Here is a 24912-nt window from a genome sequence, read left to right as displayed (position 1 = left end):
AAACTCCTTCTTGTGGGAATTTGTGGGGTAAAGTGGCGAAAAGGGGTGAGGCTGGCATGTTCCGTGGGGCAACGTTAGTCAATCTCGACAGTAAAGGCCGTTTGGCCGTGCCGACGCGCTACCGCGACGGGCTGATCGAGGACGCTTCCGGTCAATTGGTGTGCACCATTGACATCCATCACCCATGCCTGCTGCTTTACCCTTTGCCTGAGTGGGAAATCATCGAGCAAAAATTATCGCGTTTATCGAGCATGAACCCCACCGAGCGGCGCGTACAGCGTTTGCTTTTGGGACATGCCAGCGAATGTCAGATGGATAGCGCCGGGAGGCTATTAATAGCCCCGGTGCTGCGGCAACATGCCGGGCTGACAAAAGAAGTGATGCTGGTCGGGCAGTTCAATAAGTTTGAGCTGTGGGATGAAACGACCTGGTATCAACGGGTCAAGGAAGATATCGACGCTGAGCAGTCCGCTTCCGGGGAACTGTCGGAGCGCCTGCAGGATTTGTCTTTGTAAAATGATGGAAAATTATAAACACACTACGGTACTTCTGGATGAAGCCGTTAACGGCCTGAATATTCGTCCTGACGGTATCTACATTGATGGTACCTTCGGCCGCGGCGGTCACTCGCGTCTGATCCTCTCCCAACTGGGAGCGGAGGGACGCCTGCTGGCGATAGATCGTGACCCACAGGCTATCGCCGTCGCGAAAACTATCGATGATCCCCGCTTTTCCATCGTTCATGGTCCATTTTCTCAGCTGGCCGACTATGTAGGCGAGCGCAACCTGACCGGCAAGATCGACGGTATTTTGCTCGATCTTGGCGTCTCCTCGCCGCAGCTGGATGACGCTGAACGCGGCTTTTCTTTTATGCGTGATGGCCCGCTGGATATGCGTATGGATCCGACGCGCGGCCAATCTGCCGCTGAATGGCTACAAACCGCCGACGAAGCCGATATCGCCTGGGTCATCAAAACTTTTGGTGAAGAGCGTTTTGGTAAACGTATTGCCCGCGCCATCGTCGTACGTAACCGCATCGAACCGATGACGCGCACCAAAGAGCTGGCGGAGGTCGTTGCGGCGGCAACGCCGGTGAAAGACAAATTCAAACATCCCGCGACCCGTACCTTCCAGGCGGTGCGCATTTGGGTAAACAGTGAACTGGAGGAGATAGAGCAGGCGCTAAAAAGCTCGCTCAGCGTGCTTGCCCCGGGCGGGCGGCTCTCAATTATTAGTTTCCACTCGCTGGAAGACCGTATTGTGAAGCGTTTTATGCGCGAGCAAAGCCGCGGTCCGCAGGTTCCGGCTGGGTTACCGATGACCGAAGAGCAGCTTAAAAAACTGGGCGGCCGTGAGCTAAGAGCATTAGGCAAGTTGATGCCGGGTGAAAAAGAGGTAGCTGAAAATCCTCGTGCCCGTAGTTCAGTTCTGCGTATTGCAGAGAGGACGAACGCATGATCGGCAGAGTGACAGAAGCCCTAAGCAAGGTTAAAGGGTCGATAGGAAGCAACGAGCGCCATGCTTTGCCTGGCGTGATCGGAGACGACCTTCTGCGGTTCGGGAAGCTGCCACTCTGCCTGTTCATTTGCATCATTATTACGGCGATTACGGTGGTGACAACGGCGCACCATACTCGCCTCTTAACGGCGCAGCGCGAACAACTGGTTCTGGAACGCGACGCGCTGGATATTGAATGGCGCAACCTGATCCTCGAAGAAAATGCTCTCGGCGATCACAGTCGGGTTGAGCGGATCGCGACCGAGAAGCTGCAGATGCAGCACGTCGATCCATCACAAGAAAATATCGTTGTACAGAAATAAGGATTATTGCGACGCATGAAAGCAGCGCCGAAAACGCCAAAAGCAAAACGTCAGGAAGAACAGGCCAACTTTATCAGTTGGCGTTTTGCGTTGCTGTGCGGCTGTATTCTGCTGGCGCTGGGCTTCCTGCTGGGCCGCGTGGCCTGGCTACAGGTGATTAGCCCGGACATGCTGGTACGCCAGGGCGATATGCGTTCTCTGCGCGTGCAGGAAGTTTCTACCGCGCGCGGAATGATAACCGATCGTTCCGGCCGTCCGCTGGCGGTGAGCGTACCGGTAAAAGCGATCTGGGCTGACCCGAAAGAGCTGCATGAAGCGGGCGGCGTCACCCTGGACAACCGCTGGAAGGCGCTGGCCGATGCGCTGAATATGCCGCTGGATCAGCTGGCATCGCGCATCAATACCAACCCACGGATGCGTTTCATCTACCTGGCGCGTCAGGTGAACCCTGATATGGCCGACTACATCCGTAAATTGAAGCTGCCGGGGATTCACCTGCGGGAAGAGTCCCGCCGCTACTATCCGTCGGGCGAAGTAACCGCTCACCTCATTGGCTTCACTAACGTTGATAGCCAGGGGATTGAGGGCGTTGAGAAGAGCTTCGATAAGTGGCTCACCGGCCAGCCCGGCGAGCGTATCGTACGTAAAGACCGCTATGGCCGGGTAATAGAAGATATTTCGTCCACCGATAGCCAGGCCGCGCATAACCTGGCGCTGAGCATCGATGAACGCCTCCAGGCGCTGGTTTATCGCGAACTGAACAATGCAGTGGCGTTCAACAAGGCGGAGTCAGGCACAGCGGTTCTGGTCGACGTCAACACCGGCGAAGTGCTGGCAATGGCTAACAGTCCTTCGTACAACCCGAATAATTTCGCTGGCACGTCTAAAGATACCATGCGTAACCGCGCCATTACCGACGTGTTTGAGCCGGGTTCAACGGTGAAGCCGATGGTGGTGATGACGGCCCTTCAGCGCGGCATTGTTAACGAAAATACCGTGCTGAATACCATTCCTTACCGAATTAACGGCCACGAAATCAAAGACGTGGCGCGCTACAGCGAATTGACCCTGACCGGGGTGCTACAGAAGTCGAGTAACGTCGGTGTTTCTAAGCTGGCGTTAGCGATGCCGTCCTCAGCGTTAGTAGATACTTACTCACGTTTTGGGCTTGGAAAAGCGACCAATTTGGGGTTGGTCGGAGAACGCAGTGGCTTATACCCTCAAAAACAACGGTGGTCTGACATAGAGAGGGCCACCTTTTCTTTCGGCTATGGGCTAATGGTAACGCCGTTACAGTTAGCGCGAGTCTACGCAACGATCGGCAGCTACGGCATCTATCGCCCGCTGTCGATTACCAAAGTTGATCCACCGGTTCCGGGCGAGCGCGTCTTCCCGGAATCACTCGTTCGTACCGTTGTTCACATGATGGAAAGCGTGGCGTTGCCCGGCGGCGGCGGCGTAAAGGCGGCGATCAAAGGCTATCGCATCGCCATTAAAACCGGTACGGCGAAAAAAGTAGGGCCGGATGGCCGCTACATCAACAAATATATTGCTTACACCGCAGGCGTTGCGCCCGCCAGCCATCCGCGCTTTGCGCTGGTGGTGGTGATCAACGATCCGCAGGCGGGCAAATACTACGGCGGCGCCGTTTCCGCGCCGGTCTTCGGTGCCATCATGGGCGGCGTGCTGCGTACCATGAACATTGAACCGGATGCGCTGGCAACGGCTGAAAAAAGTGAATTAGTGATTAATCAAGGCGAGGGAACAGGTGGCAGATCGTAATTTGCGCGACCTTCTCGCTCCGTGGGTGCCAAATGCGCCGGAGCGAATTCTGCGAGAAATGACGCTGGACAGCCGGGTGGCTGCTTCTGGCGATCTTTTTGTCGCGGTTTTAGGTCATCAGGCGGACGGGCGTCGTTATATCCCGCAGGCGATAGCGCAAGGTGTTGCTGCCATTATTGCTGAGGCCAAAGATGAGGCCCATGACGGCGAGATCCGTGAAATGCACGGGGTGCCGGTTATCTATCTCAGCCAACTCAACGAGCGCTTATCCGCGCTGGCCGGGCGTTTTTACCATCAGCCTTCAGAACAACTGCGCCTGGTGGGCGTCACCGGAACTAACGGTAAGACCACCACGACGCAACTGCTGGCGCAATGGGCGCAGCTGCTTGGCGAAACCAGTGCGGTAATGGGAACCGTAGGCAATGGCCTGCTGGGGAAAGTTATCCCAACGGAAAACACCACCGGTTCGGCTGTTGACGTTCAGCACGTCCTTTCTGGCCTGGCAGGGCAGGGGGCAACGTTCGCCGCGATGGAAGTTTCCTCTCACGGCCTGGTGCAGCACCGCGTCGCCGCGCTGCAGTTTGCCGCGTCGGTCTTCACCAACCTGAGCCGCGATCACCTTGATTACCACGGTGATATGGAGCATTACGAAGCGGCAAAATGGCTGCTCTACTCAACTCACCATTGCGGTCAGGCGATTGTTAATGCGGACGATGAAGTCGGTCGCCGCTGGCTGGCGAAACTGCCGGATGCGGTTGCCGTATCGATGGAAGATCACATTAACCCGAACTGCCGTGGCCGCTGGCTCAAAGCCACTGCAGTGAACTATCACGACAGCGGCGCAACCGTTCAGTTTGCTTCCAGCTGGGGTAACGGCGAGATAGAAAGCCGCTTGATGGGCGCCTTTAATGTCAGCAATCTGCTGCTGGCGTTAGCCACCCTGCTGGCGCTGGGTTATCCGCTTGCCGATCTGCTGAAAACCGCCGCGCGCCTGCAGCCGGTATGCGGGCGTATGGAAGTGTTCGCCGCGCCGGGTAAACCGACCGTGGTCGTTGATTATGCCCACACGCCCGATGCGCTGGAAAAGGCGCTGCAGGCGGCGCGTCTGCACTGCAGCGGTAAGCTGTGGTGCGTATTCGGCTGCGGCGGGGATCGCGACAAAGGCAAGCGTCCGCTAATGGGCGCTATCGCCGAAGAGTTTGCCGATATTGTGGTTGTCACCGATGACAACCCGCGCACTGAAGAGCCGCGGGTGATTATTAACGATATTCTGGCCGGCATGCTGGACGCGGGCCATGCCAGAGCGGTGGAGGGGCGTGCGGAAGCGGTGACGAATGCAGTGATGCAGGCGAAAGAAAACGACGTCGTTCTGGTGGCGGGCAAAGGCCACGAGGACTATCAAATCGTCGGCAATCGCCGGCTCGATTATTCTGACCGCGTCACCGTGGCGCGTTTGCTGGGGACGGTAGCATGATTCGCTTGACTCTCAGCCAGCTCGCCGACATCACGCGCGGCGAGCTGCACGGCCGCGATGTGGCGATTGATGACGTCACCTCCGATACCCGTAAAGTCACGGCGGGCTGCCTGTTCGTGGCGCTAAAAGGCGAGCGTTTTGATGCTCACGATTTTGCCGAACAGGCGAAAGCTGCCGGCGCGGGCGCGCTGCTGGTCAGTCGTCAGCTGGCCTGCGATTTACCGCAGGTAGTGGTGAAGGATACGCGCCTCGCGTTTGGCGAACTGGCCGCATGGGTGCGTCAGCAGGTTCCGGCGCGCGTAGTCGCGCTGACCGGATCTTCCGGAAAAACCTCGGTCAAAGAGATGACCGCGGCGATTCTGAGCCAGTGCGGGAATACGCTGTATACCGCAGGTAACCTGAACAACGATATCGGCGTGCCGATGACGCTGCTGCGCCTCACCCAGGAATATGACTACGCGGTCATCGAGTTAGGCGCTAATCATCAGGGCGAAATTGCCTGGACCGTTAGCCTGACCCGCCCCGAAGCCGCGTTAGTGAATAACCTGGCCGCTGCCCACCTGGAAGGTTTTGGCTCTCTGGAAGGCGTGGCGAAAGCTAAAGGCGAAATTTACACCGGCCTGCCGCTCAACGGCATCGCGATTATGAACGCCGACAATAATGACTGGCTGAACTGGCAAAGCGTAATTGGCGAGCGTAAAACTTGGCGTTTTTCGCCGAATGCCGCCAACAGCGATTTCACGGCAACCAACGTACACGTGACGTCGCATGGGACTGAATTTACCCTGCAAACCCCATCGGGCAGCGTTGATGTCCTGCTACCGCTCCCGGGGCGCCATAACATCGCTAATGCGCTGGCCGCAGCGGCGCTGTCAATGGCGGTTGGTGCGACGCATGAGGCGATCAAAGCGGGTCTGAAAGATCTGCAAGCAGTACCAGGGCGTTTATTCCCGATCCAACTGACCGACAGCCAGCTCCTGCTGGATGATTCCTATAACGCCAACGTTGGCTCGCTAACCGCCGCGGTACAGGTGCTGTCTGAGATGCCGGGCTATCGGGTACTGGTCGTCGGCGATATGGCTGAACTCGGCGCGGAAAGCCAGGCGTGCCATCGTCAGGTGGGCGAAGCGGCAAAAGCGGCCGGGCTCGATCGCGTACTGAGCGTCGGTACGCTGAGCGCAGAAATCAGCGGCGCCAGCGGAGTTGGCGAACATTTTAGCGAGAAGGCCGCGCTGGTGACTCGCCTGCGCGAGCTTACCGCAGAACATAAAATTATGACCATTTTAGTGAAAGGTTCACGTAGTGCCGCCATGGAAGTGGTAGTACGCGCATTACAGGAGAACGGAACATGTTAGTATGGCTGGCCGAACATTTGGTCAAATATTATTCAGGCTTTAACGTCTTTTCCTACCTGACGTTTCGCGCCATTGTCAGCCTGCTGACCGCGCTGTTCATCTCGCTGTGGATGGGCCCGCGCATGATCGCCCGTCTGCAAAAACTCTCCTTTGGCCAGGTTGTACGTAACGATGGCCCGGAATCTCACTTTAGTAAGCGCGGTACGCCAACCATGGGCGGGATCATGATCCTGACCGCCATTGTTGTCTCCGTTCTGCTGTGGGCTTACCCATCCAACCCCTACGTCTGGTGCGTACTGACGGTTCTCGTCGGCTACGGCATCATCGGCTTTGTCGATGACTATCGCAAAGTGGTGCGTAAAGATACCAAAGGCCTGATTGCGCGCTGGAAGTACTTCTGGATGTCGGTGATTGCGCTGGGCGTTGCCTTTGCGCTGTATATGGCAGGTAAAGATACGCCGGCGACTCAGCTGGTGGTGCCGTTCTTTAAAGACGTGATGCCGCAGCTGGGCCTGTTCTACGTCCTGCTGGCCTATTTTGTTATCGTTGGGACCGGTAATGCGGTCAACCTGACTGACGGCCTCGATGGGCTGGCGATTATGCCAACCGTATTAGTTGCCGCCGGCTTCGCACTGGTGGCCTGGGCGACCGGTAACATGAACTTCGCCAACTACCTGCATATCCCTTATTTGCGTCACGCCGGTGAACTGGTGATCGTCTGTACGGCGATTGTTGGCGCGGGTCTGGGCTTCCTGTGGTTTAACACCTATCCGGCACAGGTCTTTATGGGCGATGTGGGTTCGCTGGCACTCGGCGGCGCGCTGGGTATTATCGCCGTGCTGCTGCGCCAGGAATTCCTGCTGGTGATTATGGGGGGCGTATTTGTGGTGGAAACGCTCTCGGTGATTCTGCAGGTCGGTTCCTTCAAGCTGCGCGGTCAGCGCATTTTCCGCATGGCGCCGATTCACCATCACTATGAACTGAAAGGCTGGCCGGAACCGCGCGTTATCGTGCGTTTCTGGATTATTTCGCTGATGCTGGTGCTGATTGGCCTGGCGACGCTGAAGGTACGTTAATCATGGCAGATTATCAGGGTAAAAAAGTCGTCATTATTGGGCTGGGTATGACCGGCCTGTCATGCGTGGACTTTTTCATGGCTCGCGGCGTGACGCCGCGGGTGATGGATACCCGCGTTGCGCCGGCGGGGCTGGATAAACTGCCGGAAGCTGTTGAGCGCTATGTTGGCGGTCTTAATGAAGACTGGCTGTTGACGGCAGACCTGATTGTCGCCAGTCCGGGTATCGCTCTGGCGCATCCTTCCCTGAGCGCCGCGGCGGATGCTGGGGTGGAAATTGTCGGTGATATCGAACTGTTTTGCCGCGAGGCGCAGGCGCCTGTCGTTGCGATCACCGGCTCTAACGGTAAAAGCACCGTGACTTCCCTCGTGGGAGAAATGGCGAAAGCAGCGGGTATGAACGTTGGCGTTGGGGGCAATATTGGCCTGCCGGCGCTGATGCTGCTGGATCCTGAACGCGAACTCTATGTTCTGGAGCTTTCAAGCTTCCAGCTGGAAACTACCTCCAGCCTGCGGGCGGTAGCGGCGACGATCCTGAACGTCACCGAAGATCATATGGACCGCTATCCGCTAGGGCTTCAGCAGTACCGCGCCGCCAAACTGCGAATTTACGAGAATGCGCGGGCCTGTATCGTCAATGCCGACGATGCGTTAACCATGCCGGTACGCGGCGCGGACGAGCGCTGCATCAGCTTCGGCGTTGACGTTGGCGACTATCACCTGAACCGCCAGCAGGGCGAAACCTGGCTGCGCGTCAAAGGCGAAAAAGTGCTTAACGTCAAAGAGATGATGATTAGCGGCCAGCACAACTACAGTAACGCTCTTGCGGCCCTGGCCCTGGCTGACGCCGCGGGTTTGCCGCGCGCCAGCAGCCTGAAAGCGCTAACCACATTCACCGGGCTGGCGCATCGTTTCCAACTGGTGCTGGAGCACAACGGCGTGCGCTGGATCAACGATTCTAAAGCCACCAACGTCGGCAGTACCGAAGCGGCGCTCAATGGGCTGCATCTTGATGGAACGCTCTATCTGCTGCTGGGCGGAGACGGGAAATCCGCTGATTTCACGCCGTTAAGCCGTTACCTGACCGGCGACAATATTCGCCTGTACTGCTTCGGACGCGACGGCGCGCAGCTGGCGGCGCTGCGCCCGGATGTCGCTGTGCAAACGGAAACGATGGAGCAGGCGATGCGCCAGATTGCGCCGCAGGTTGTCCCGGGCGATATGGTGCTGCTGTCTCCCGCGTGCGCCAGCCTCGATCAGTTTAAAAACTTTGAACAACGCGGCGACATCTTTGCTCGCCTCGCGAAGGAGTTAGGTTGATGCGTTTATCACTCCCGCGCCTGAAAATGCCACGGCTAAGACTGCCGCGTCTGCCGGGAATGTTTATTTTCGCATGGCTGTTCGCCGCGCTGAAAGGCTGGGTGATGGGCTCACGGCAAAAAGATACCGATAGCCTGGTGATGTATGACCGGATGCTGCTGTGGCTGACTTTTGGCCTGGCCGCAATCGGCTTCATCATGGTGACCTCGGCGTCGATGCCGGTAGGCCAGCGTCTGGCGAACGATCCGTTTCTGTTTGCCAAGCGCGATGGCTTATACATTCTGCTGGCGCTAGGGCTGGCGATGGTGACGCTGCGCCTGCCAATGGAGTTCTGGCAGCGCCACAGTACTGCAATGCTGATTGCTTCTATCGTCATGCTGCTGATTGTTCTGGTGGTCGGCAGCTCGGTTAACGGGGCCTCGCGCTGGATTGCGCTGGGGCCGCTGCGTATCCAGCCTGCGGAGTTCACCAAGCTGTCGCTGTTCTGCTATATCGCCAACTACCTTGTGCGTAAAGGCGACGAAGTGCGTAACAATCTGCGCGGCTTCTTAAAGCCGATGGGCGTGATTTTCGTGCTGGCGATTTTACTGCTGGCGCAGCCTGACCTCGGTACCGTCGTGGTGCTGTTTGTCACGACTCTGGCCATGCTGTTCCTTGCGGGGGCCAAGCTGTGGCAGTTTATCGCGATTATCGGGATGGGGCTTTCGGCAGTCGTACTGCTGATTCTGGCTGAACCGTACCGTATTCGCCGCGTGACCTCTTTCTGGAACCCGTGGGAAGATCCATTCGGCAGCGGCTACCAGCTCACCCAGTCGCTGATGGCCTTTGGCCGCGGCGAAATGTGGGGGCAGGGCCTGGGTAACTCGGTCCAGAAGCTCGAATATTTGCCTGAGGCGCACACCGATTTCATCTTCGCCATTATCGGTGAAGAACTCGGTTATATCGGTGTGGTACTCGCACTTTTAATGGTATTCTTCGTCGCTTTTCGCGCCATGTCCATTGGCCGCAAAGCGCTGGAGATTGACCACCGTTTCTCCGGTTTTCTGGCCTGCGCCATTGGGATCTGGTTCAGCTTTCAGGCGCTGGTTAACGTCGGCGCGGCAGCGGGAATGCTGCCAACTAAAGGCCTGACGCTGCCGCTGATCAGCTACGGTGGCTCGAGCCTGCTGATTATGTCGACGGCCATCATGTTGCTGTTACGAATTGATTATGAAACGCGTCTGGAAAAAGCCCAGGCGTTTACACGGGGTGTTCGATGAGCGGTCAGGAAAAGCGGTTAATGGTGATGGCGGGCGGTACCGGAGGACACGTGTTCCCGGGGCTGGCGGTTGCGCACCATTTAATGGACCAGGGCTGGCAGGTTCGCTGGCTGGGTACCGCGGATCGTATGGAAGCGGATTTAGTGCCGAAGAACGGCATTGAAATTGACTTCATTCAGATTTCCGGCCTGCGCGGCAAAGGCCTGAAGGCGCAGCTGCTGGCGCCGGTTAGGATATTCAACGCCTGGCGCCAGGCGCGGGCGATTATGCAGCGTTTTCAACCGGACGTGGTGCTGGGAATGGGCGGCTATGTGTCCGGCCCCGGCGGACTGGCGGCATGGTCGCTGGGGATCCCGGTGGTCCTGCATGAACAGAACGGAATTGCCGGTCTGACGAATAAGTGGCTGGCGAAAATTGCCAAAAAAGTGATGCAGGCATTCCCCGGCGCTTTCCCGCATGCCGATGTTGTGGGCAACCCGGTTCGCACCGATGTGCTGGCGCTCCCGCTGCCGGAACAGCGCTTAGTCGGGCGTCAGGGGCCAATTCGCGTATTGGTCGTCGGCGGTTCGCAGGGCGCTCGCGTGCTCAATCAGACGATGCCTCAGGTGGCGGCGAAGCTGGGCTCTACTGTCACCATCTGGCACCAGAGCGGTAAAGGTGGGCAGGGAACCGTACAGCGGGCCTATTCCGATGCCGGGCAGCCGCAGCACAAAGTGACCGAATTTATTGACGACATGGCGGCGGCTTACGCCTGGGCCGATGTTGTCGTGTGTCGTTCCGGGGCGCTGACGGTGAGCGAAATTGCCGCCGCGGGTTTACCGGCGCTGTTTGTGCCTTTCCAGCACAAAGATCGTCAGCAGTACTGGAATGCCCTGCCGTTAGAGAAGGCAGGAGCAGCGAAGATCCTCGAGCAGCCGCAGTTTACCGTGGATGCCGTCGCGCAAACCCTGGCGGGCTGGGATCGCGAAACGCTGCTGGATATGGCGGAGCGAGCGCGTAGAGCCTCGATTCCGGATGCTACCGAACGGGTAGCGGAAGAAGTGAGCGCCGCAGCACTGGCGCGCTAATCGCGGTGATGATCACCGTCCGAATAAAGAAGTTGATGGCGTAAAGAATGAATACACAAGATCTGGCAAAACTGCGTTCCATAGTGCCCGAGATGCGTCGCGTCCGGCACATTCACTTTGTTGGCATTGGCGGTGCCGGCATGGGCGGTATTGCCGAAGTTCTGGCCAATGAAGGTTATCAGATTAGCGGCTCCGACCTGGCGCCGAATCCGGTGACCCAACAGTTGACTCAGCTTGGCGCCACGATTTATTTCAATCATCGCCCTGAAAACGTGCGCGATGCGAGCGTTGTCGTGGTTTCCAGCGCGATTTCTGCGGATAACCCGGAAATCGTCGCCGCTCACGAAGCGCGTATTCCGGTTATTCGTCGCGCTGAAATGCTGGCGGAACTGATGCGTTTTCGCCACGGCATTGCCATTGCCGGCACGCACGGCAAAACCACAACTACGGCGATGGTCTCAAGTATTTATGCAGAGGCTGGACTTGATCCGACCTTCGTGAACGGTGGTCTGGTGAAAGCCGCTGGCGTGCATGCGCGCCTTGGACACAGCCGTTACCTGATTGCCGAAGCGGATGAAAGCGACGCCTCGTTCCTGCATTTACAGCCGATGGTTGCTATCGTGACCAATATCGAAGCCGATCATATGGATACCTACCACGGCGACTTCGAAAACCTGAAGCAGACGTTTATCAACTTCCTGCATAACCTGCCGTTCTATGGACGCGCGGTGATGTGCGTGGACGATCCGGTGATTCGCGAGCTGCTGCCGCGCGTTGGTCGCCAGCTCACCACCTACGGTTTTAGCGATGATGCTGACGTTCGCGTGGAAGAGTATCGTCAGGTCGGCGCTCAGGGGCATTTCCGCCTGGTCCGTCAGGATAAAGACGTCATTCAGGTGACGCTGAACGCACCGGGTCGCCACAACGCGCTTAACGCAGCGGCAGCGGTGGCCGTTGCGACGGAAGAGGGCATTGATGATGAAGCGATCCTGCGCGCGCTGGAAAGTTTCCAGGGTACCGGGCGTCGTTTTGATTTCCTCGGCGAATATCCGTTAGCTGAGGTTAACGGTAAAACGGGAACCGCGATGCTGATCGATGATTATGGCCACCATCCTACGGAAGTGGATGCCACTATCAAAGCGGCGCGAGCGGGCTGGCCGGATAAAAATCTGGTGATGTTGTTTCAGCCGCACCGTTTTACCCGTACGCGCGATCTGTATGACGATTTTGCCAACGTACTGACCCAGGTTGACGCTCTGCTGATGCTGGACGTTTATTCTGCTGGCGAAGCCGCCATTCCTGGCGCTGATAGCCGCTCGCTGTGCCGTACGATTCGCGGCCGCGGAAAAGTCGACCCGATTCTGGTTTCCGATCCGGCGCAAGCGGCAGAGATGCTGGCATCAGTATTGACCGGCAACGATCTGGTGCTGGTGCAGGGGGCTGGAAATATCGGTAAAATCGCCCGTCACCTGGCGGAAATCAAATTGCAACCGCAAAAAACGCAGGAGGAGCGCCATGGCTGATAAAATCGCGGTCCTCTTTGGCGGAACCTCCGCTGAACGTGAAGTCTCTCTCAATTCAGGTTCTGCGGTGCTCGCCGGCCTGCGTGAAGCCGGCGTTGATGCGCACCCGGTCGACCCGCGCGACGTTGATATTACCCAATTGAAAAATATGGGCTTTAAGAAAGCGTTTATTGCCTTGCATGGTCGCGGCGGTGAAGATGGTACGTTGCAGGGGCTGCTGGAGCTGATTCAGCTTCCCTACACCGGTAGCGGGGTGATGGCTTCAGCGATCTCAATGGATAAGCTGCGCAGCAAATTACTGTGGCAGGGCGCCGGACTGCCGGTTGCGCCGTGGGTTGCGCTAACCCGTAAACAGTTCGAGGCAGGGCTTTCTGCTGACGTTGAACAGCAACTCCTGGACCTCGGACTGCCGCTGATTGTTAAGCCGAGCCGGGAAGGCTCCAGCGTCGGTATGTCAAAAGTCAGCGAAAGTTGCGCATTACAAAATGCATTGGCGCTGGCTTTTCAGCATGATGATGAAGTTCTGATTGAAAAATGGCTCAGTGGCCCGGAATTTACCGTCGCTATGGTTGGAGAAGAAATTTTGCCGTCAATACGTATCCAGGCGGCTGGAACCTTCTATGATTATGAAGCAAAGTATCTCTCTGATGAGACGCAATATTTCTGCCCAGGCTTCGAAGATCCAGCGCGTGAGTCAGAAATCCAGGCTCTGGTGCAAAAAGCCTGGGATAGCCTTGGCTGCAAGGGATGGGGAAGAATTGACGTGATGCTGGACAGCGATGGCCAGTTTTATCTGCTGGAAGCTAACACCTCTCCTGGCATGACCAGCCACAGCCTGGTGCCGATGGCGGCGCGTCAGGCAGGGATGAGCTTCTCGCAGCTTGTTGTACGAATTCTGGACCTGGCGGGGTGATATGTCGCAGGCTGCGCTGAATACGCGGAACCACGAAGAGGAAGAAGAATCTTCTTCGCGTCGAAGTAATGGCTCTCGTCTGGCAGGTATTTTCTTCCTGCTGGCGGTGCTCTGTACCGTGCTGGTCAGCGGCTGGATGGTTCTGGGCTGGATGGAAGATGCACAGCGATTACCGCTGTCGAAGATGGTCGTCACCGGAGAGCGTCACTACACGCGCAACGATGATATCCGTCAGGCGATACTGGCATTGGGGTCGCCGGGCACCTTTATGACTCAGGACGTCAATATTATTCAAAGCCAGATTGAACGCCTGCCGTGGATTAAGCAGGCGAGCGTCAGAAAGCAATGGCCGGACGAATTGAAGATTCATCTGGTTGAATATGTGCCGATTGCGCGCTGGAATGATCAGCATATGGTAGACGTCGAAGGCAATTCTTTCAGCGTGCCGTCAGATCGCACCAGTAAACAGAATTTACCGATGTTATACGGCCCGGAAGGTAGTGAGAACGAAGTTCTTCAGGGGTACCGTGACATGGGGCAGGTGCTGGCAAAGGATAAATTCACGTTGAAAGTGGCGGCAATGACCGCGCGTCGCTCCTGGCAATTGACGCTTAATAACGATATTAAGCTCAATCTTGGCCGAGGCGACACCATGAAACGGCTTCAGCGCTTTATGGAACTCTACCCGGTTCTTCAGCAGCAGGCGCAGACCGACGGCAAACGGATAAGCTACGTTGATTTGCGTTATGACTCGGGAGCGGCAGTCGGTTGGGTACCGGTTCCCGCAGAGGAAACTAATCAACAACAGAATCAGGCACAGGCAGAACAACAATGATCAAGGCGACGGACAGAAAACTGGTAGTTGGACTGGAGATTGGCACCGCTAAGGTTGCCGCTTTAGTAGGGGAAGTTCTGCCCGACGGTATGATTAATATCATTGGCGTGGGCAGTTGCCCATCGCGTGGTATGGATAAAGGCGGAGTGAACGACCTGGAATCCGTGGTGAAATGCGTACAGCGCGCCATTGACCAGGCCGAACTGATGGCGGATTGCCAGATCTCGTCAGTCTATCTGGCGCTTTCAGGCAAGCATATCAGCTGTCAAAATGAAATTGGTATGGTGCCGATTTCTGAAGAAGAAGTCACTCAGGATGACGTCGAGAACGTGGTGCATACCGCCAAATCGGTTCGCGTGCGCGATGAACACCGCGTTCTGCACGTTATTCCGCAAGAGTACGCTATTGACTACCAGGAGGGGATAAAAAACCCCGTCGGCCTGTCTGGCGTACGTATGCAGGCAAAAGTGCATTTGATTACCTGCCATAACGATATGGCGAAAAATATTGTCAAAGCGGTGGAGCGCTGCGGTCTGAAAGTCGACCAGCTCATCTTCGCCGGTTTAGCCGCCAGCTATTCCGTTTTAACGGAAGATGAACGTGAACTGGGTGTCTGCGTGGTGGATATCGGCGGTGGTACAATGGATATCGCGGTGTATACCGGCGGCGCGCTGCGTCATACCAAAGTGATCCCTTATGCGGGGAACGTTGTGACCAGCGATATTGCTTACGCTTTCGGTACGCCGCCGAGCGATGCCGAAGCCATTAAAGTGCGCCACGGCTGCGCGCTGGGCTCCATCGTTGGTAAAGATGAAAACGTCGAAGTGCCGAGCGTGGGTGGGCGTCCACCCCGCAGCCTGCAGCGTCAGACTCTGGCAGAGGTTATTGAGCCGCGTTATACCGAATTGCTCAACCTCGTGAATGAAGAGATTCTGCAACTGCAGGAACAGCTTCGTCAGCAGGGCGTCAAGCATCATCTGGCGGCAGGGATTGTATTAACCGGCGGTGCGGCGCAAATTGAAGGGCTTGCCGCCTGTGCGCAGCGCGTGTTTCACACGCAGGTGCGAATTGGCGCGCCGCTGAACATTACCGGATTAACGGATTATGCCCAGGAACCGTATTACTCGACGGCGGTTGGGCTGCTGCACTACGGGAAGGAATCTCATCTCAGTGGTGAAGCAGAAGTGGAAAAACGCGTAACGGTCGGGTCGTGGATCAAACGACTCAACAGTTGGTTGCGAAAAGAGTTTTAATTTTTTAAGAGAACGCAGAAAATTAGCGTTCTCAGGCGACAGGCACAACGGAGAGAGAAATTATGTTTGAACCTATGGAACTGACCAACGACGCGGTGATTAAAGTCATCGGCGTCGGTGGCGGCGGCGGTAACGCCGTTGAGCACATGGTGCGCGAGCGCATTGAGGGTGTTGAATTTTTCGCGGTGAACACCGACGCGCAGGCACTGCGCAAAACGGCTGTTGGCCAGACTATCCAGATCGGCAGCGGTATTACCAAGGGGCTGGGCGCAGGCGCAAACCCGGAAGTGGGCCGTAACGCAGCGGATGAAGACCGTGAAGCGCTGCGTGCCGCTCTTGATGGCGCCGACATGGTGTTTATCGCAGCAGGTATGGGCGGCGGGACCGGAACCGGTGCTGCGCCCGTGGTTGCTGAAGTCGCCAAAGATTTAGGCATCCTGACCGTTGCCGTCGTGACTAAGCCGTTCAATTTTGAAGGCAAGAAGCGTATGGCATTCGCCGAGCAGGGTATCACCGAGCTGTCCAAGCACGTGGATTCTCTGATCACCATCCCGAACGATAAGCTGCTGAAAGTTCTGGGGCGCGGTATTTCGCTGCTTGACGCCTTCGGTGCGGCTAACGACGTGCTGAAAGGCGCGGTGCAGGGTATCGCTGAACTGATTACGCGCCCAGGCCTGATGAACGTCGACTTTGCGGACGTACGTACCGTGATGTCTGAAATGGGCTATGCGATGATGGGCTCCGGCGTAGCGAGCGGTGAAGACCGTGCGGAAGAAGCGGCTGAAATGGCTATCTCTTCCCCGCTGCTGGAAGATATCGATCTGTCCGGCGCCCGCGGCGTCCTGGTTAACATCACCGCTGGCTTCGATCTGCGTCTCGATGAGTTCGAAACCGTGGGTAACACGATCCGTGCATTTGCTTCGGATAACGCGACCGTGGTTATCGGTACCTCTCTGGACCCGGATATGAACGACGAACTGCGCGTAACCGTGGTTGCCACCGGTATCGGTATGGACAAACGTCCGGAAATTACCCTGGTCACCAACAAGCAGGTTCAGCAGCCGGTGATGGATCGTTACCAGCAGCACGGCATGTCCCCACTGAATCAAGAGCAGAAACCGGTTTCGAAAGTGGTAAACGACAATACGCCGCAAACCGCAAAAGAGCCGGATTATCTGGATATTCCAGCCTTCCTGCGTAAGCAAGCCGATTAAGAATTGGCTGGAAGTTGGGCATCTGCGCTCTTTGTGCTAAACTGGCCTGCCGAATGTATAGTACACTTCGGTTGGATAGGTAACTTGGCGAGATTATACGATGATCAAACAAAGGACTCTTAAACGTATCGTTCAGGCGACTGGCGTCGGTTTGCATACCGGCAAGAAAGTCACCCTGACGTTACGCCCTGCGCCGGCAAATACCGGGGTCATCTATCGTCGCACCGACTTGAATCCACCGGTTGATTTTCCGGCTGATGCCAAATCTGTGCGTGATACCATGCTCTGTACTTGCCTGGTCAACGAGCATGACGTGCGGATATCGACGGTTGAGCACCTTAATGCTGCCCTGGCTGGCTTAGGTATCGACAACATTATTATTGAAGTCGATGCCCCGGAAGTCCCGATTATGGACGGTAGTGCGGCTCCGTTCGTTTATCTGTTGCTGGATGCCGGCATCGATGAACTGAACTGCGCTAAGAAATTTGTGCGTATCAAAGAGACCGTTCGCGTCGAAGATGGCGATAAATGGGCTGAATTCAAACCGTATAATGGTTTTTCACTGGACTTCACCATTGATTTTAACCATCCGGCGATTGACTCCAGCAGCCAGCGCTACGCAATGAACTTCTCGGCCGATGCGTTTATGCGCCAGATTAGCCGTGCGCGTACCTTTGGTTTCATGCGCGATATCGAATATCTGCAGTCCCGCGGCCTGTGCCTGGGCGGCAGCTTCGATTGTGCCATCGTTGTTGACGATTATCGCGTACTGAACGAAGACGGTTTGCGCTTTGAAGACGAATTTGTCCGTCATAAAATGCTGGATGCGATTGGCGACCTGTTTATGTGCGGTCACAATATTATCGGTGCATTTACGGCGTACAAGTCCGGCCATGCGTTGAATAACAAACTGCTGCAGGCTGTTCTGGCAAAACAGGAAGCCTGGGAGTATGTGACCTTCGAGGACGACGCAGAGATGCCGCTGGCGTTCCGCGCGCCGACACTGGTTCTGGCATAAGCCAGATCCTGTAGTAAATTCGACTGGTAACCTGGTACTCTCTCCGGCCAGGGAACCAGTCGTTTTCTTTTTGCGTTTCCGCTGCACCCAGCTTCCAGTTTTACCCGTCTTTACTGCGCGTTCGTTCCTTTTTTAGACGTTTTTACCCCGCCCGAGCCCTCATTCCTGCTGCCGTGATGGCGTATTAATGTTAGTATTTGGACGCAAAATATTTATCAGGGTTGTTACCAACAAAAGGTAAGTTAAGTGAGTGGATTGCTGACGCGCTGGCGACAGTTTGGCAGAAGGTATTTCTGGCCGCATCTCCTGTTGGGGATGGTCGCGGCTAGCCTTGGCCTGCCTGCGCTTAGCAACGGCCATGAGCATGAGACCGCGTCGCCGGCAAAAACAACTTCCAGCAACCACAACCCTGCTAAAGTCAATTTTTCTCAGCTCGCGCTACTGGAGTCTTCCAGTCGTCGGCCAAATTTTACCGTTGATTACTGGCATCAGCATGCCATTCGTACGGTCATCCGCCATCTCTCTTTTGCGATGGCGCCGCAGGCGCTGCCGGTAGCTGAGGAGTCTTCACCGCTGCAGGCGCAGCATCTCGCGCTCCTCGATACGCTTAGCGCGCTGTTGACGCAGGAGAGTAAACCTCCGGTCATCGTTCACCTGGTGGCATACAATCCCACCTTCTCCCAATGTGCGTTTCGCGTCTGTACCTGGATAAGCCAGGTTACGGGCATACGCGCCGGGCCTCAACGTCTCAGCTGAAACAAATACGGACCATTCCATTTTTTGTGACTCCGCACTGCGGGGCGTTTGAGATTTTATTATGCTAATCAAATTATTAACTAAAGTATTCGGTAGCCGTAACGACCGTACGCTGCGTCGTATGCGCAAAGCCGTCAACGTTATCAACGCCATGGAACCGGCCATGGAAAAACTTTCCGATGACGAACTGAAAGCGAAAACCGCTGAGTTCCGCGCGCGTCTGGAAAAAGGTGAAAGCCTTGAGAGCCTGATCCCGGAAGCCTTTGCCGTTGTACGTGAGGCCAGTAAGCGCGTCTTCGGCATGCGTCACTTTGACGTTCAGCTGCTGGGCGGCATGGTCCTCAACGAGCGCTGCATTGCGGAAATGCGCACTGGTGAAGGTAAAACCCTGACCGCCACCTTACCAGCATATCTTAATGCGCTGACCGGCAAAGGTGTTCACGTGGTCACCGTCAACGACTATCTGGCGCAGCGTGATGCGGAGAACAACCGTCCGCTGTTTGAGTTCCTCGGTATGAGCGTTGGGATTAACATGTCTGGCCTGCCTGCGCCAGCCAAGCGCGAAGCCTACGCCGCCGATATTACTTACGGCACCAACAACGAATATGGCTTTGACTATCTGCGCGACAACATGGCGTTCAGCCCTGAAGAACGCGTACAGCGCAAACTGCACTATGCGCTGGTGGATGAAGTCGACTCCATCCTCATCGATGAAGCACGTACCCCGCTTATCATTTCTGGCCCGGCTGAAGACAGTTCGGAAATGTATAAGAAAGTGAACAAAATCATCCCGCATCTGATCCGCCAGGAAAAAGAAGACTCCGAGACCTTTACCGGCGAAGGGCATTTCTCCGTTGATGAGAAAGCGCGCCAGGTTAACCTGACCGAACGCGGTCTGGTGCTGATTGAAGAGCTGCTGGTCAATGAAGGCATTATGGATGAAGGCGAGTCGCTGTACTCTCCGACCAATATCATGCTGATGCACCACGTGACCGCCGCGCTGCGCGCGCACGTGCTGTTTACCCGTGATGTTGACTATATCGTTAAAGATGGCGAAGTTATCATCGTCGACGAGCATACCGGCCGTACGATGCAGGGACGTCGCTGGTCTGATGGCCTGCACCAGGCGGTGGAAGCGAAAGAAGGCGTTGAGATTCAAAACGAGAACCAGACGCTGGCTTCAATTACCTTCCAGAACTATTTCCGCCTGTACGAGAAGCTGGCAGGAATGACCGGTACCGCCGATACCGAAGCGTTTGAATTTAGCTCGATCTACAAGCTGGATACCGTTGTGGTTCCGACCAACCGCCCGATGATTCGTAAAGACATGGCGGACCTGGTTTATATGACCGAAGCGGAAAAAATTCAGGCCATTATCGAAGATATTAAAGAGCGTACCGCTGCGGGTCAGCCGGTGCTGGTGGGTACCATTTCAATCGAAAAATCAGAAGTGGTCTCCAAAGAATTGACGAAAGCGGGCATCAAGCACAACGTGCTGAATGCGAAATTCCACGCCAGCGAAGCGGACATCGTTGCTCAGGCGGGCTACCCATCAGCAGTGACCATTGCGACCAACATGGCGGGCCGTGGTACTGATATCATGCTCGGCGGTAGCTGGCAGGCGGAAGTCGCCCAGCTGGAAGACCCGACGCCGGAACAGATTGCTCAGATCAAAGCCGACTGGCAGGTTCGCCACGATGCGGTGTTGGCCGCCGGCGGTCTGCATATCATCGGGACCGAGCGCCATGAATCTCGCCGTATCGATAACCAGCTGCGCGGCCGTTCAGGTCGTCAGGGGGATGCGGGTTCTTCCCGTTTCTATCTGTCGATGGAAGATGCCCTGATGCGCATCTTCGCGTCTGACCGCGTGTCCGGCATGATGCGTAAACTGGGTATGAAGCCGGGTGAGGCTATCGAGCATCCTTGGGTGACCAAGGCGATTGCCAATGCCCAGCGCAAAGTCGAGAGCCGCAACTTCGATATCCGTAAGCAGCTGCTGGAATATGATGACGTGGCCAACGACCAGCGTCGCGCTATTTACACCCAGCGTAATGAACTGCTCGACGTGACCGACGTGAGCGAAACGATCAACAGCATTCGTGAAGACGTATTTAAAGCCACTATCGATGCCCATATTCCTCCGCAGTCGCTGGAAGAAATGTGGGATGTGGAAGGACTGCAAGAACGTCTGAAAAATGACTTCGACCTCGATCTGCCGCTCAAAGAGTGGCTGGATAAAGAACCGGAGCTGCATGAAGAAACGCTACGCGAGCGCATTCTGCAGAGCGCCATTGAAACCTATCAGCGTAAGGAAGAAGTGGTTGGCGCTGAGATGATGCGTCACTTCGAAAAAGGCGTCATGCTGCAAACGCTGGACTCACTGTGGAAAGAGCACCTGGCGGCGATGGACTACCTGCGTCAGGGTATCCATCTGCGCGGCTATGCGCAGAAAGATCCGAAGCAGGAATATAAGCGTGAATCCTTCTCTATGTTTGCTGCAATGCTGGAATCACTAAAATACGAAGTGATCAGCACGCTGAGCAAAGTTCAGGTGCGGATGCCGGAAGAGGTGGAAGCGATGGAGCAGCAGCGTCGTGAAGACGCTGAGCGTCTGGCGCAGATGCAACAGCTGAGCCATCAGGACGATGAGAGCGCAGCTGCGGCCGCGCTGGCTGAACAAACCGGCGAGCGTAAAGTGGGCCGTAACGATCCTTGTCCGTGCGGCTCTGGAAAAAAATATAAGCAGTGCCACGGTCGTCTGAGCTAAGCTCAACAACGTTGAATACAAGGGCGCAGATATCTGCGCCTTTTTTATGGAAGAAGCACAATGAAAACACTACAGATTTCCGTCGGTATTATCCGCAATGCGCGAGGCGAAATTTTCATCACCCAGCGAGCTGCCGACGCGCATATGGCGAATAAGCTTGAATTTCCTGGTGGGAAAATTGAAGAGGGCGAGTCGTCAGAGCAGGCCTTAGTGCGTGAACTACAGGAAGAAGTGGGTATTACAGTGAGAGCTTCCAGCCTGTTCGATAAGCTGGAGTATCAGTTTCCCGACCGTCATATAACGCTGTGGTTCTGGCTGGTGGAAAGCTGGGATGGCGAGCCGTGGGGGAAAGAGGGGCAGCCAGGGCGCTGGATAGCGCAAAGCGCGCTCGTCGCCGAAGATTTTCCTCCGGCAAATGAACCCGTGATAGCAAAACTAGCGGCCGGGAGTTAAGCCGGACCGGGCGAGACCGCGATCCGGCAAGGTATCTTTGGGCTAGCCCGGTTTTACTCTTTATCCTCACTCCAGCCATCGCTATCTGACAGATCGCTGCTGCTCGGGATGCGTTTCTCTTCCGCCGCCCATTCGCCTAAATCAATGAGCTGACAGCGTTTGGAGCAGAACGGACGATGTGGACTCTGTTCATTCCAGATCACAATTTTGCCGCAGGTTGGGCAATTAACGGTTATCTCTTCTGACATTTTCGCTCCTTAACAGCAGGCCAGTTCAAAATCAAAACGTTCCGGCACAATACCGTGCTCGCTGTCCAGCGGCATAAAGCGGATGGCAAAACGGCTCTTATGACCTGAAATTTGCGGGTAGAGCTGGCTGGCAAGATCCAGGCGCAGACGCAGCAGGTCGGCGTCCTCGCCGTTGTCCTGATAAAAACCGTTCAGGCTGGTCTGCTTACGGAAAGGTGCCGAGTTGCGGATGAGATCGAGAACAAGCAGCAAGGATTGCGTTAAAGGTTCAAGGCTTGTCAGCCACTTACCGACCTGCTCATCGCGGTATGCCTGCGGCATATGCAGCCAGATATGCAGCGTCGGGAGGTCAAAGCTACAGCAGCCACCTGGGATGCTTAAGCGCTGGCGCACCAGGGCGATCAGACGGTCTTCTCGCAGATACTGGCCGATCCGCGGGGCGGACATTAATGTGCTGCCGGATTGTTTTAGCTGCTGGCGTAATTCATTGATGCGATCCTGATCGACCCCAGGTACTTCTGCCCAGGATTGCAGTTTCCTCTGTTGGCGATCCAGCTCTTTCATCAGATCGGTACGGACTTCACCGCGTTCTAAAACATCTAAAAGATCGCCGATATTGCGGAAGAAATGCAGCGCATCCGCATGAGTGGTAATCGCCGGATGAACGGATAACTGCTGAAGTAAAAATTCAATGCGTAGCCAGGTGCGCATCTTTTCATTAAGCGGATGTTCAAAAAGAACAGGGGTATGCATTACGGTTTTTCCTGTGAGGCGGCCTGCGATGCCAGACGTTGATACTTTGCATGCAGGCGGGCGACAGCTGATGCTATGACATCAGGTGAACCCATATTTTCAATAACATCATCCGCTACGGCAAGGCGCTGCTCGCGCGTCGCCTGAGCGGCAAGAATATGTTCCGCATGTTGCCGACTGACCCGATCGCGAAGCATCGTACGCTCAATTTGCGTCTCTTTTGGCACATCGACAACCAGTACGCGGTCGGCTTTGGCGGACAAACCATTTTCGACCAGTAGAGGTACAACCCAGAGAATATAAGGCGAGGTGGCAAGCTGTATCTGCCGACGCGTTTCCTGCTGAATTTGCGGGTGCAGCAGCGCGTTTAGCCAGCGCTTATCCTCGTCATGAGCAAAAATATGCTCGCGCAGAGCACGACGGTTCAGGGTACCATCTTCGTTGAGCATCTGCGCACCAAAGCGTTGAGCAATAGCGCTTAGCCCCGGTGTACCGGGCTCCACCACCTGGCGCGCGATAATGTCAGCATCAATAACGTTAACGCCGAGCTGTGCGAACGCATCGGCTACGGTACTTTTACCGCTGCCAATGCCGCCTGTTAACGCCACCGTGTACGTCATACACCTCGATCCTGAAACTGACTACATGCATATTTTCAACTAACAGCGCCGTTATTTACGACATGACAGCGACGCCGCAGCTGTTTTATCGACGTAATATCAAACCGATAATCTGCTGTCACTACGCATTCTGATTCTTTTTACACATGTAAATCAAGTGGTTAAAAATGATACGCTGGCGATTAAATATCGCGGGTTCGCTTTTGTCTATTCACCAGGTAAATTTATACGATTGTAGCGTAAAAAAAGTGAAAATCGCAGTCTTGCGCGGCCATGATTCGTGCGTATGATAACGTCACTGGAGTTGTGCTCTCACAATAATGCAATTAACCCCAGGAATTCGCACATGCGTATTGAAGAAGATCTGAAGCTTGGTTTTAAAGACGTTCTTATCCGCCCGAAACGCTCTACCCTCAAAAGCCGTTCTGATGTACAGCTGGAACGTGAATTCACTTTCAAACATTCTGGCCAGACCTGGTCTGGTGTGCCGATCATTGCCGCCAACATGGATACGGTGGGCACGTTTGCTATGGCCAAAGCGCTGGCTTCTTTTGGCGTTCTGACCGCAGTTCATAAGCATTACAGCGTTGAACAGTGGCAGGCGTTTGTTCAGGGCGTTTCTGCGGATGTCCTGCAGCATGTCATGGTCTCAACCGGCACTTCCGATGCGGATTTCGAAAAAACGAAGCAGATACTGCTGCAGAACCCGCAGCTTAGCTTTGTGTGCATTGATGTGGCGAATGGTTACTCCGAGCACTTCGTGCAGTTTGTGGCCAAAGCTCGCGAAGCCTGGCCGCAGAAAACTATTATTGCGGGTAACGTTGTGACCGGTGAAATGTGTGAAGAGCTGGTTCTTTCTGGCGCCGATATTGTGAAGGTTGGCATTGGTCCGGGGTCCGTATGTACGACTCGCGTAAAAACTGGCGTCGGATATCCGCAGCTTTCCGCCGTAATTGAATGCGCCGACGCGGCGCACGGCCTGGGCGGGCAGATTATCAGCGACGGCGGTTGTACTATGCCGGGCGATGTGGCTAAAGCATTCGGCGGCGGCGCGGATTTCGTGATGCTTGGCGGTATGCTGGCCGGTCACGAAGAAAGCGGCGGTACCGTAGTTGAAGAGAACGGCGAAAAATTTATGCTGTTCTACGGTATGAGCTCCGAGTCGGCGATGACCCGTCACGTTGGCGGCGTAGCGCAGTATCGTGCGGCTGAAGGCAAAACCGTTAAGCTGCCTCTGCGCGGCCCGGTTGAAAATACCGCGCGCGATATCCTTGGCGGCCTGCGTTCCGCATGCACCTACGTTGGTGCTTCACGCCTGAAAGAATTGACTAAACGCACGACTTTTATTCGCGTACAGGAACAAGAGAACCGCGTGTTCAACAGCCTGTAACGCAACTCGCTGGCGCG

Annotated in this window: 23 protein-coding genes; 20 read left to right on the top strand and 3 right to left on the bottom strand. The window is 55.7% G+C overall.

The genetic code is table 11. The features are described 5' to 3' along the window. The first annotated feature begins 56 nt into the window (after positions 1-56). The 19 genes from mraZ (at position 57) to mutT (ending at position 21884) form a co-directional block, all read left to right on the top strand. On the top strand, positions 57-515 hold the full coding sequence (mraZ, locus tag K2184_RS17845; protein ID WP_004108122.1) for a division/cell wall cluster transcriptional repressor MraZ: 459 nt from the start codon (positions 57-59) through the stop codon (positions 513-515). Position 516: 1 nt separating this feature from the next. Continuing rightward, positions 517-1458 carry a 16S rRNA (cytosine(1402)-N(4))-methyltransferase RsmH gene (rsmH, locus tag K2184_RS17840; protein WP_163524561.1) on the top strand — a complete coding sequence of 314 codons (942 nt, stop codon included), beginning with the start codon at positions 517-519 and terminating at the stop codon, positions 1456-1458. Continuing rightward, positions 1455-1820, top strand: coding sequence for a cell division protein FtsL (gene ftsL / locus K2184_RS17835; RefSeq protein ID WP_002888550.1), 366 nt, complete (start codon positions 1455-1457; stop codon positions 1818-1820). The genes rsmH and ftsL overlap by 4 nt, the downstream gene beginning before the upstream one ends. A 15-nt stretch (positions 1821-1835) precedes the next feature. Beyond that, positions 1836-3602: a peptidoglycan glycosyltransferase FtsI gene (locus K2184_RS17830; RefSeq protein WP_004098582.1), complete on the top strand. Its 1767-nt coding sequence runs from the start codon at positions 1836-1838 to the stop codon at positions 3600-3602. After that, the gene (gene murE, locus K2184_RS17825; protein ID WP_024273725.1) at positions 3589-5076 is read left to right on the top strand and encodes a UDP-N-acetylmuramoyl-L-alanyl-D-glutamate--2,6-diaminopimelate ligase; all 1488 of its coding nucleotides are present in this window, start codon (positions 3589-3591) and stop codon (positions 5074-5076) included. Before K2184_RS17830 ends, murE begins: the two co-directional genes overlap by 14 nt. Continuing rightward, positions 5073-6431: a UDP-N-acetylmuramoyl-tripeptide--D-alanyl-D-alanine ligase gene (gene murF / locus K2184_RS17820; RefSeq protein ID WP_024273726.1), complete on the top strand. Its 1359-nt coding sequence runs from the start codon at positions 5073-5075 to the stop codon at positions 6429-6431. The genes murE and murF overlap by 4 nt, the downstream gene beginning before the upstream one ends. Next, a complete protein-coding gene (gene mraY / locus K2184_RS17815; protein ID WP_163524559.1) occupies positions 6425-7507 on the top strand; it encodes a phospho-N-acetylmuramoyl-pentapeptide-transferase in 1083 nt (360 codons plus the stop codon). Before murF ends, mraY begins: the two co-directional genes overlap by 7 nt. Positions 7508-7509: 2 nt before the next feature. Next, positions 7510-8826 carry a UDP-N-acetylmuramoyl-L-alanine--D-glutamate ligase gene (gene murD, locus K2184_RS17810; RefSeq protein WP_163524557.1) on the top strand — a complete coding sequence of 439 codons (1317 nt, stop codon included), beginning with the start codon at positions 7510-7512 and terminating at the stop codon, positions 8824-8826. Continuing rightward, complete coding sequence (gene ftsW, locus K2184_RS17805; protein WP_004098587.1) at positions 8826-10085, top strand: cell division protein FtsW; 1260 nt, start codon at positions 8826-8828, stop codon at positions 10083-10085. Before murD ends, ftsW begins: the two co-directional genes overlap by 1 nt. After that, positions 10082-11152, top strand: coding sequence for an undecaprenyldiphospho-muramoylpentapeptide beta-N-acetylglucosaminyltransferase (gene murG / locus K2184_RS17800; protein WP_016807523.1), 1071 nt, complete (start codon positions 10082-10084; stop codon positions 11150-11152). The genes ftsW and murG overlap by 4 nt, the downstream gene beginning before the upstream one ends. A gap of 47 nt (positions 11153-11199) precedes the next feature. Next, positions 11200-12675: a UDP-N-acetylmuramate--L-alanine ligase gene (murC, locus tag K2184_RS17795; protein WP_004108115.1), complete on the top strand. Its 1476-nt coding sequence runs from the start codon at positions 11200-11202 to the stop codon at positions 12673-12675. Beyond that, positions 12668-13588 (top strand): D-alanine--D-alanine ligase, encoded by a 921-nt coding sequence (locus K2184_RS17790; protein WP_163524555.1) that lies wholly within the window; start codon positions 12668-12670, stop codon positions 13586-13588. The genes murC and K2184_RS17790 overlap by 8 nt, the downstream gene beginning before the upstream one ends. Position 13589: 1 nt before the next feature. Next, positions 13590-14423, top strand: a complete 834-nt coding sequence (ftsQ, locus tag K2184_RS17785) for a cell division protein FtsQ (RefSeq protein WP_004108112.1) — start codon at positions 13590-13592, stop codon at positions 14421-14423. Continuing rightward, on the top strand, positions 14420-15676 hold the full coding sequence (gene ftsA / locus K2184_RS17780; RefSeq protein WP_004098594.1) for a cell division protein FtsA: 1257 nt from the start codon (positions 14420-14422) through the stop codon (positions 15674-15676). Before ftsQ ends, ftsA begins: the two co-directional genes overlap by 4 nt. Before the next feature lie 62 nt (positions 15677-15738). Next, entirely contained in the window at positions 15739-16890 is a 1152-nt protein-coding gene (gene ftsZ, locus K2184_RS17775) for a cell division protein FtsZ (RefSeq protein WP_004108111.1), read from the top strand. Positions 16891-16990: 100 nt separating this feature from the next. Beyond that, complete coding sequence (lpxC, locus tag K2184_RS17770; RefSeq protein ID WP_004098599.1) at positions 16991-17908, top strand: UDP-3-O-acyl-N-acetylglucosamine deacetylase; 918 nt, start codon at positions 16991-16993, stop codon at positions 17906-17908. Positions 17909-18154: 246 nt separating this feature from the next. Then, positions 18155-18664 (top strand): secA translation cis-regulator SecM, encoded by a 510-nt coding sequence (gene secM, locus K2184_RS17765; RefSeq protein WP_004108110.1) that lies wholly within the window; start codon positions 18155-18157, stop codon positions 18662-18664. A 61-nt stretch (positions 18665-18725) separates the two neighbouring features. Continuing rightward, positions 18726-21431 (top strand): preprotein translocase subunit SecA, encoded by a 2706-nt coding sequence (gene secA / locus K2184_RS17760; RefSeq protein WP_004108109.1) that lies wholly within the window; start codon positions 18726-18728, stop codon positions 21429-21431. A gap of 60 nt (positions 21432-21491) precedes the next feature. Continuing rightward, positions 21492-21884 carry an 8-oxo-dGTP diphosphatase MutT gene (gene mutT / locus K2184_RS17755; protein WP_024273728.1) on the top strand — a complete coding sequence of 131 codons (393 nt, stop codon included), beginning with the start codon at positions 21492-21494 and terminating at the stop codon, positions 21882-21884. 53 nt (positions 21885-21937) lie between these two features. Here the strand turns inward: mutT and yacG are convergent, their stop codons facing one another. Genes yacG through coaE form a run of 3 tightly spaced genes read right to left on the bottom strand, consistent with a single transcriptional unit; the run spans position 21938 to position 23505 of the window. Beyond that, positions 21938-22132, bottom strand: coding sequence for a DNA gyrase inhibitor YacG (yacG, locus tag K2184_RS17750; RefSeq protein ID WP_004108106.1), 195 nt, complete (start codon positions 22130-22132; stop codon positions 21938-21940). 9 nt (positions 22133-22141) lie between these two features. Beyond that, entirely contained in the window at positions 22142-22885 is a 744-nt protein-coding gene (gene zapD, locus K2184_RS17745; RefSeq protein ID WP_004108104.1) for a cell division protein ZapD, read from the bottom strand. Next, positions 22885-23505, bottom strand: coding sequence for a dephospho-CoA kinase (coaE, locus tag K2184_RS17740; RefSeq protein WP_024273729.1), 621 nt, complete (start codon positions 23503-23505; stop codon positions 22885-22887). Before coaE ends, zapD begins: the two co-directional genes overlap by 1 nt. A gap of 346 nt (positions 23506-23851) precedes the next feature. On the opposite strand from coaE, the gene K2184_RS17735 reads away from it, so the two are divergent. Then, on the top strand, positions 23852-24895 hold the full coding sequence (locus K2184_RS17735; protein ID WP_004108101.1) for a GMP reductase: 1044 nt from the start codon (positions 23852-23854) through the stop codon (positions 24893-24895). The last annotated feature ends 17 nt before the right edge of the window (positions 24896-24912 follow it).

Source organism: Klebsiella sp. K5-306 (assembly GCF_051835185.1).
In the GTDB taxonomy this organism is placed as follows: Bacteria; Pseudomonadota; Gammaproteobacteria; order Enterobacterales; family Enterobacteriaceae; genus Klebsiella; species Klebsiella oxytoca.
This window is presented reverse-complemented; position numbering and strand designations above follow the sequence as displayed.

What these genes read in the sequence shown, in the direction of transcription:
- mraZ (WP_004108122.1), top strand. Translation starts at nt 57, where the DNA reads ATGTTCCGTGGGGCAACGTTAGTCAATCTCGACAGTAAAGGCCGTTTG.
- rsmH (WP_163524561.1), top strand. Translation starts at nt 517, where the DNA reads ATGATGGAAAATTATAAACACACTACGGTACTTCTGGATGAAGCCGTT.
- ftsL (WP_002888550.1), top strand. Translation starts at nt 1,455, where the DNA reads ATGATCGGCAGAGTGACAGAAGCCCTAAGCAAGGTTAAAGGGTCGATA.
- K2184_RS17830 (WP_004098582.1), top strand. Translation starts at nt 1,836, where the DNA reads ATGAAAGCAGCGCCGAAAACGCCAAAAGCAAAACGTCAGGAAGAACAG.
- murF (WP_024273726.1), top strand. Translation starts at nt 5,073, where the DNA reads ATGATTCGCTTGACTCTCAGCCAGCTCGCCGACATCACGCGCGGCGAG.
- mraY (WP_163524559.1), top strand. Translation starts at nt 6,425, where the DNA reads ATGTTAGTATGGCTGGCCGAACATTTGGTCAAATATTATTCAGGCTTT.
- murD (WP_163524557.1), top strand. Translation starts at nt 7,510, where the DNA reads ATGGCAGATTATCAGGGTAAAAAAGTCGTCATTATTGGGCTGGGTATG.
- ftsW (WP_004098587.1), top strand. Translation starts at nt 8,826, where the DNA reads ATGCGTTTATCACTCCCGCGCCTGAAAATGCCACGGCTAAGACTGCCG.
- murG (WP_016807523.1), top strand. Translation starts at nt 10,082, where the DNA reads ATGAGCGGTCAGGAAAAGCGGTTAATGGTGATGGCGGGCGGTACCGGA.
- murC (WP_004108115.1), top strand. Translation starts at nt 11,200, where the DNA reads ATGAATACACAAGATCTGGCAAAACTGCGTTCCATAGTGCCCGAGATG.
- K2184_RS17790 (WP_163524555.1), top strand. Translation starts at nt 12,668, where the DNA reads ATGGCTGATAAAATCGCGGTCCTCTTTGGCGGAACCTCCGCTGAACGT.
- ftsQ (WP_004108112.1), top strand. Translation starts at nt 13,590, where the DNA reads ATGTCGCAGGCTGCGCTGAATACGCGGAACCACGAAGAGGAAGAAGAA.
- ftsA (WP_004098594.1), top strand. Translation starts at nt 14,420, where the DNA reads ATGATCAAGGCGACGGACAGAAAACTGGTAGTTGGACTGGAGATTGGC.
- ftsZ (WP_004108111.1), top strand. Translation starts at nt 15,739, where the DNA reads ATGTTTGAACCTATGGAACTGACCAACGACGCGGTGATTAAAGTCATC.
- lpxC (WP_004098599.1), top strand. Translation starts at nt 16,991, where the DNA reads ATGATCAAACAAAGGACTCTTAAACGTATCGTTCAGGCGACTGGCGTC.
- secA (WP_004108109.1), top strand. Translation starts at nt 18,726, where the DNA reads ATGCTAATCAAATTATTAACTAAAGTATTCGGTAGCCGTAACGACCGT.
- mutT (WP_024273728.1), top strand. Translation starts at nt 21,492, where the DNA reads ATGAAAACACTACAGATTTCCGTCGGTATTATCCGCAATGCGCGAGGC.
- yacG (WP_004108106.1), bottom strand. Translation starts at nt 22,132, where the DNA reads ATGTCAGAAGAGATAACCGTTAATTGCCCAACCTGCGGCAAAATTGTG.
- zapD (WP_004108104.1), bottom strand. Translation starts at nt 22,885, where the DNA reads ATGCATACCCCTGTTCTTTTTGAACATCCGCTTAATGAAAAGATGCGC.
- coaE (WP_024273729.1), bottom strand. Translation starts at nt 23,505, where the DNA reads ATGACGTACACGGTGGCGTTAACAGGCGGCATTGGCAGCGGTAAAAGT.
- K2184_RS17735 (WP_004108101.1), top strand. Translation starts at nt 23,852, where the DNA reads ATGCGTATTGAAGAAGATCTGAAGCTTGGTTTTAAAGACGTTCTTATC.